The following is a 1,364-nucleotide window of genomic DNA, read 5'->3' as shown; positions in this document are numbered from 1 at the left end:
CCGCACCTGTTTTCCCCGGAGACACCGTGTCCGAATCCCTCCGCATCACCGCCAGCGCCGTCGACCCGGGGCTGCTGCAGCTCCCCTGGTCGACCGGTCTCGCCGACTGGCCGAGCAACCACATCGTCGCGCTCCCCAAGGGCATCTCCCGCCACCTCGTGCGTTTCGCGAATCTGTCCGGACGCGTGGTCGCGATCAAGGAGACCACCGAAGAGATGGCACGCCGCGAGTACGACATGCTCGGCAACCTCGACCGCCTCGACGCCCCGTGCGTCGATCGGATCGCGGTCATCGCGGGACGCACCGACGCCTCGGGTCGTCCTCTTCCCGCGGCGCTCGTCACCGCGCACCTGCGCTTCTCGCTCCCCTACCGCGCCCTGTTCACGCAGGTGCTGCGCCCCCACACGGCGACGCGCCTCGTCGACGCCCTGGCCGTCCTCCTGGTGCGTCTGCACAACGTCGGGTTCTACTGGGGTGACGTGTCGCTGTCGAACACCCTCTTCCGCCGCGACGCCGGCGAGTTCGCCGCCTACCTCGTCGACGCCGAGACCGGCGAGCTCCACGGCAACCGCTTGAGCCCGGGACAGCGCGCGCACGACCTCGACATCGCGCGGACGAACATCGCCGGCGAGATCATGGATCTCGAAGCGGGCGGTCGTCTGGAGGGCGGACTGGATGCCGTCGCCATCGCCGACGGTCTCGTCTCGTCGTACCACTCGCTGTGGGGCGCCCTGACCGACAAAGAGTCCTTCGCCGTCGACGAGTCATGGCGCATCACCGAGCGCGTGCACCGTCTGAACGCCCTCGGCTTCGACATCGGCGAGATGTCGATGAGCACGACGCCTGACGGCACGCGCGTGTCCATCCAGCCGAAGGTCGTCGACGCCGGTCACCACCAGCGACGCCTGCTCCGCCTCACCGGACTCGACGTCGAGGAGAACCAGGCTCGGCGCCTGCTGAACGACCTCGACGAGTTCCGCGCCCGCGTGTCACGGCTGGGTTCGGACGAAGAGATGGTCGCCCACGAGTGGCTCACGCGCGTCTTCGAGCCGATCGTCATGGCGATCCCGTTCGACCTGCGCGCCAAGCTCGAGCCCGCCGAGGTCTTCCACCAGGTTCTCGAGCACCGCTGGTACATGTCGCAGGCGCGCGGCCGGTCCGTGCCGCTCGCCGAGGTCGTGTCGTCGTACATCGACGACGTCCTGCGCCACCGCCGCGACGAGGCCACCGTCATGGGCCCGCCGACCGACACGATGTCGCTGCCGACGGTGTCCGACGCCGATGCCCCCGCGACGGGCGAGGTGCCGACGACCGACACCGACGTCGTGGACTGGCGCGACCTGGTCTGACGCCACCGCTCCTCA

At 69.6% G+C, this 1,364-nt stretch carries 1 protein-coding gene; it reads left to right on the top strand.

Annotation, left to right across the window (positions count from 1 at the left end):
• Positions 1-26: 26 nt before the first annotated feature.
• Positions 27-1,349 (top strand): DUF4032 domain-containing protein, encoded by a 1,323-nt coding sequence (locus P2P98_RS17630; protein WP_058597442.1) that lies wholly within the window; start codon positions 27-29, stop codon positions 1,347-1,349.
• Positions 1,350-1,364: the final 15 nt, after the last annotated feature.

The sequence above is a fragment of the Microbacterium sp. Kw_RZR3 genome (genome assembly GCF_029222405.1).
In the GTDB taxonomy this organism is placed as follows: domain Bacteria; phylum Actinomycetota; class Actinomycetes; order Actinomycetales; family Microbacteriaceae; genus Microbacterium.
Note: the sequence above shows the minus strand (reverse complement) of the source record. Positions and strands in the feature narration are given on the sequence as shown.